The following is a 6238-nucleotide window of genomic DNA, read 5'->3' on the forward strand; positions in this document are numbered from 1 at the left end:
GAGACCCAGAACCATGTCCTGCGACGGCACAATGATCGGCGCGCCGGAAGCCGGGTGCAGGATGTTGTTGGTCGACATCATCAGCACGCGGGCTTCAAGCTGCGCTTCCAGCGACAACGGCACGTGAACGGCCATCTGGTCGCCGTCGAAGTCGGCGTTGAAGGCCGTGCAGACCAGCGGGTGCAGCTGGATCGCCTTGCCTTCGATCAGGATCGGCTCGAACGCCTGGATGCCGAGACGGTGCAGCGTCGGCGCACGGTTCAGCAGCACCGGATGCTCGCGGATGACCTCGTCGAGGATATCCCAGACTTCCGGACGCTCCTTTTCGACCAGCTTCTTCGCCTGCTTGACGGTCGAGGAGTAACCCTTGGCGTCGAGACGGGCGTAGATGAAGGGCTTGAACAGTTCGAGCGCCATCTTCTTGGGCAGGCCGCACTGGTGCAGCTTGAGCTCCGGACCGGTCACGATGACCGAGCGGCCGGAATAGTCGACGCGCTTGCCGAGCAGGTTCTGACGGAACCGGCCCTGCTTGCCCTTGAGCATGTCGGACAGCGACTTCAGCGGGCGCTTGTTGGCGCCGGTGATGACGCGGCCGCGGCGGCCGTTGTCGAACAGCGCATCGACGGCTTCCTGCAGCATGCGCTTTTCATTGCGCACGATGATGCCGGGGGCGCGCAGCTCGATCAGCCGCTTCAGGCGGTTGTTGCGGTTGATGACGCGGCGATAGAGATCGTTCAGATCCGACGTGGCGAAGCGGCCGCCGTCCAGCGGGACGAGCGGACGCAGGTCCGGCGGGATCACCGGAACCACCTTCATGATCATCCATTCCGGACGATTGCCGGATTCCATGAAGTTCTCGACGACCTTGAGCCGCTTCAGATACTTCTTCTGCTTCAGCTCGGAGGTGGTCGACGCCAGTTCCGAACGCAGGTCGCCGGCGATCTTCTCCAGGTCCATGCCGGCCAGGAGGTCATGAATGGCCTCGGCGCCGATCATGGCGGTGAACGAATCCTCGCCATACTCGTCGACGGCGATCATGTACTCTTCCTCGCTGAGCAGCTGGTGCTCCTTCAGCGCGGTGAGGCCAGGTTCGGTGACGATGTAGTTCTCGAAGTAGAGGACGCGCTCGATGTCCTTCAGGGTCATGTCGAGCAGCGTGCCGATGCGCGACGGCAGCGACTTCAGGAACCAGATATGGGCGACCGGTGCCGCCAGCTCGATATGGCCCATGCGCTCGCGGCGAACGCGCGACAGCGTGACTTCGACGCCGCACTTCTCGCAGATGACGCCCTTGTACTTCATGCGCTTGTACTTGCCGCACAGGCACTCATAGTCCTTGATCGGGCCAAAAATGCGCGCGCAGAACAGACCGTCACGCTCCGGCTTGAAGGTGCGGTAGTTGATGGTCTCCGGCTTCTTGATCTCGCCGAAAGACCAGGACAGAATCTTCTCAGGGCTGGCAAGCGATATCCGGATGGAATCGAACACCTGCGCAGGCGCCTGCGGATTGAAGAGATTCATGACCTCTTGGTTCATGCCGTTCTCCTTTTCGGGATCCTCGAAGATCCCTTGCATCTAGTCGCGAGCCAAACGCCCGCCGTCTTTGTCGGCCACTGGCCGTCGAATTCTTCCTGGTTGAGCATGATCCTGTCCGAAAACCGGTAGCCACTTTTCGGGATCATGCTCGAGGCGCGCCGCGGACAGCCGTGGCGCGCCATTGCCTTACTCGGCCGCGTCGGGCAGCCGGACAGGGTTGTCGTCGAGCTTGGTGTTCTCCAGCTCGACGTTGAGGCCGAGAGACCGCATTTCCTTGACGAGAACGTTGAAGCTCTCCGGGATGCCGGCCTCGAAGGTGTCGTCGCCACGCACGATCGCCTCGTAGACCTTGGTACGGCCGGCGACGTCGTCGGACTTCACCGTCAGCATTTCCTGCAGCGTGTAGGCGGCGCCGTACGCTTCCAGCGCCCAGACCTCCATCTCGCCGAAGCGCTGGCCACCGAACTGCGCCTTGCCGCCCAGCGGCTGCTGGGTGACGAGCGAGTACGGACCGATCGAACGCGCGTGGATCTTGTCGTCCACGAGATGGTGAAGCTTGAGCATGTAGATGTAGCCCATCGTCACCTTGCGATCGAACGGCTCGCCCGTGCGTCCGTCATAGAGCTGCGACTGACCGCTGCTGTGCAGGCCCGCCTGCTCCAGCATGATGTTGATGTCAGCCTCATGCGCGCCGTCGAACACCGGGGTCGCGATCGAGACGCCGCGGCGCATCTGCTCGCTGAGGCGAACGATGCTCTCGTCGTCATAGTCACGAACCGGCTCGTTGCGGTCGTTGGCCGGGATGAAGCTCTCGAGCGTCTTGCGCAGCGGCTTGATGTCGCCGGCTGCCTTGTACGTGTCGATCAGCTCGCCGATCTTCCTGCCCATGCCCGCACATGCCCAGCCCAGATGCGTTTCCAGGATCTGGCCGACATTCATGCGGCTCGGCACACCCAGCGGGTTGAGCACGATATCGGCATGCGTGCCGTCCTCGAGGAAAGGCATGTCCTCCACCGGAACGATCCGCGACACGACACCCTTGTTGCCGTGACGGCCGGCCATCTTGTCGCCGGGCTGCATCTTGCGCTTCACGGCCACGAAGACCTTGACCATCTTCATGACGCCCGGAGGCATTTCGTCGCCGCGCTGGACCTTCTCGACCTTGTCCATGAAACGCTGCTCGAGCGCCTTCTTGGAATCGTCGTACTGGCCACGCAGCGCTTCCAGCTCGCTCTGGAGCTTTTCGTTCTCCACGGCAAACTGCCACCACTGCGAACGCGGATACTCGTCGAGCGTATCCTTGGACAGCGTCGAGCCCTTCTTGAAGCCCTTCGGTCCAGCGATCGCTTCCTTGCCGACGAGCACGTCGGAAAGACGCGCGTAGACGTTACGGTCCAGAATGGCCTGCTCGTCGTCGCGGTCCTTGGCGAGGCGTTCGATCTCCTCGCGCTCGATCGCCATGGCGCGCTCGTCCTTCTCCACACCGTGGCGATTGAAGACGCGCACCTCGACGACGGTGCCGAATGTGCCCGGAGGCATGCGCATCGAGGTGTCGCGCACATCGGACGCCTTTTCGCCGAAGATGGCGCGCAGAAGCTTCTCTTCCGGCGTCATCGGGCTTTCGCCCTTCGGCGTGATCTTGCCGACCAGGATGTCGCCCGGCTGAACTTCCGCACCGATGTAGACGATGCCGGCTTCGTCGAGGTTCTTCAGCGCTTCTTCCGAGACGTTCGGGATATCGCGCGTGATTTCCTCCGGTCCAAGCTTGGTATCGCGCGCCATGACCTCGAACTCCTCGATGTGGATCGAGGTGAAGACGTCGTCGGCGACGATGCGTTCGGACAGGAGGATCGAGTCCTCGTAATTGTAGCCGTTCCACGGCATGAACGCGACCAGCACGTTGCGGCCGAGCGCCAGATCGCCGAGCTCGGTCGACGGACCGTCGGCGATGATGTCGCCCTTGTTGACCCGGTCGCCCATGCGAACCAGCGGACGCTGGTTGATGCAGGTGTTCTGGTTCGAACGTTGGAACTTCATCAACCGGTAGATATCGACGCCGGACTTGCCCGGATCGAGATCTTCGGTGGCGCGGATAACGATACGCGTCGCGTCCACCTGGTCGACGATGCCGCCGCGGCGGGCGCCGATGGCGGCGCCCGAGTCACGGGCGACGATCGGCTCCATGCCGGTGCCGACGAACGGCGCCTCGGCGCGCACCAGCGGCACGGCCTGACGCTGCATGTTCGAGCCCATCAGAGCGCGGTTGGCGTCGTCGTTTTCCAGGAACGGGATCAGGGCCGCGGCCACCGACACCATCTGCTTGGGCGACACGTCCATCAGATCGACGTTTTCGCGCGGCGCCATCATCACTTCGCCGGCACTGCGGCAAATGACGAATTCGTCGACGAAACCACCGTTCTTGTCGAGCTCGGCGTTGGCCTGCGCGACATGGTGCTTGGCCTCTTCCATCGCCGAGAGATAGACGACGTCATTGGTCAGCTTGCCGTCGACGATCTTGCGGTACGGGCTCTCGATGAAGCCGTACTTGTTGACGCGTGCGAAGGTGGCCAGCGAGTTGATCAGACCGATATTCGGGCCTTCCGGCGTCTCGATCGGGCAGATGCGGCCGTAATGCGTCGGGTGCACGTCGCGCACTTCGAAGCCGGCGCGCTCGCGGGTCAGACCGCCCGGTCCAAGCGCCGAGAGGCGGCGCTTGTGGGTGATCTCCGACAGCGGGTTGGTCTGGTCCATGAACTGCGACAGCTGCGAGGAACCGAAGAACTCGCGCACGGCGGCAGCCGCCGGCTTGGCGTTGATCAGATCCTGCGGCATGACCGTGTCGATCTCGATCGAGGACATACGCTCCTTGATCGCGCGCTCCATGCGCAGCAGGCCGACGCGGTACTGGTTTTCCATCAGCTCGCCGACCGAACGCACGCGGCGGTTGCCGAGATTGTCGATGTCGTCGATCTCGCCCTTGCCGTCGCGCAGTTCGACCAGCGTCCTGACCACGGCCAGGATGTCGTCCTTGCGCAGCACGCGCACGGTGTCCTCGGCCTTCAGCTCGAGGCGCATGTTCATCTTGACGCGGCCGACGGCCGACAGATCGTAGCGCTCGCTATCGAAGAACAGCGAGTTGAACATGGCTTCGGCGGTTTCAAGCGTCGGCGGCTCGCCGGGGCGCATGACACGATAGATGTCGAACAGCGCGTCCTGGCGGCTCTCGTTCTTGTCGACGTTGAGCGTGTTGCGGATATAGGCGCCGACATTGACGTGGTCGATGTCGAGAACCTTGATCTCCTCTTCGCCGGTGCCGAGCAGCACCTTCAGCGTCTTCTCGTCGATCTCGTCACCGGCCTCGAGGAAGATCTCGCCGGTGGCGTAGTTGACGATGTCCTCGGCCAGATAGTTGCCGAGCAGGTCCTCGTCGGTCGCCTTGATCGCCTTCAGACCCTTTTCGCCAAGCGCCCGTGCCTGGCGTGCGGTGATCTTCTTGCCGGCCTCGACGACGACTTCGCCGGTATCGGCATCGACCAGGTCGCCGACAGCCTTGAGGCCGCGGAAACGCTCGACGTTGAACGGAATGCGCCAATGGTCGCCGGCACGCTTGTAGGTGATCTTGTTGTAGAAGGTCGACAGGATCTCTTCGCCGTCCATGCCGAGCGCCATCAGCAGCGACGTCACCGGAATCTTGCGGCGGCGATCGATGCGGGCGTGCACGACGTCCTTGGAATCGAACTCGATGTCGAGCCACGAACCGCGATACGGGATGACGCGCGCGGCAAACAGAAGCTTGCCCGACGAGTGCGACTTGCCCTTGTCATGGTCGAAGAAGACGCCCGGCGAACGGTGCATCTGCGAAACGATGACGCGCTCGGTGCCGTTGACGATAAAGGTGCCGTTCAAGGTCATGAGCGGCATGTCGCCCATGTAGACGTCCTGCTCCTTGATGTCCTTGATGGACTTGGCGCCGGTGTCCTCGTCGATATCGAACACGATGAGGCGCAGCGTCACCTTGAGCGGCGCGGCATAGGTGAGGTCGCGCTGACGGCATTCGTCAACGTCGAATTTCGGTCCTTCGAACTCGTACTTCACGAACTCCAGCATGGAGGAGCCGGAAAAATCGGAGATCGGGAAGACCGACTTGAAAACGGCCTGCAGCCCCTCGTCCGGACGCCCACCCTTGGGCTCCGCCACCATCAGGAACTGGTCATAGGATGCCTTCTGAACCTCGATCAGGTTCGGCATCTCCGCAACTTCCGGAATCTTTCCGAAGAACTTGCGTACGCGTCTGCGGCCATTGAAAGTCTGGGTCTGGGCCATCGTCGCTCCTTAGCTCTAAACTCGGGACGAGCCTCGCCGCGGCTCGCCTTGCATACTGGGCCACCTTGGCGGCAACCCTCTGTCTGTTTTCCCGGCGCCTGTCGGCGGCCGGCTAGAACGGGAGAAAACCCGTTTCCTGAAGGCCGGTTTTCGGCCCTCAGGAAAGAGGTTCTCGCAGATCTCGCGTTACGCGCTCTCCCTTCGGGCGAAGGGAGTGGCGGACGGCGCGAGGCCGCCCGCCGCTTTTACGCTTACTTCAGTTCGACCTTGGCGCCGGCTGCTTCCAGCTGGGCCTTGAACTTGTCAGCGTCGGCCTTGGAAACGGCTTCCTTGACCGGCTTCGGAGCCGCTTCAACCCGATCCTTGGCTTTCTTGAGGC

Annotated in this window: 2 protein-coding genes and 1 pseudogene; all 3 read right to left on the minus strand. The window is 62.6% G+C overall.

Annotated elements, in window-relative coordinates; all coding sequences use genetic code 11:
- Positions 1 to 1536 (minus strand): annotated as a pseudogene (locus ENZ75_RS17345) (DNA-directed RNA polymerase subunit beta'); the annotation flags it as partial.
- A gap of 186 nt (positions 1537 to 1722) precedes the next feature.
- Positions 1723 to 5859 (minus strand): DNA-directed RNA polymerase subunit beta, encoded by a 4137-nt coding sequence (gene rpoB, locus ENZ75_RS17350; protein WP_013531414.1) that lies wholly within the window; start codon positions 5857 to 5859, stop codon positions 1723 to 1725.
- Positions 5860 to 6110: 251 nt separating this feature from the next.
- Positions 6111 to 6238, minus strand: a 128-nt coding sequence (locus tag ENZ75_RS17355) for a ribosomal protein L7/L12 (protein WP_206617051.1), incomplete at its 5' end; no start/stop codon positions are given.

Source organism: Mesorhizobium sp. M7A.F.Ca.CA.002.04.1.1, assembly GCF_004022805.1.
Classification (GTDB): Bacteria; Pseudomonadota; Alphaproteobacteria; order Rhizobiales; family Rhizobiaceae; genus Mesorhizobium; species Mesorhizobium ciceri.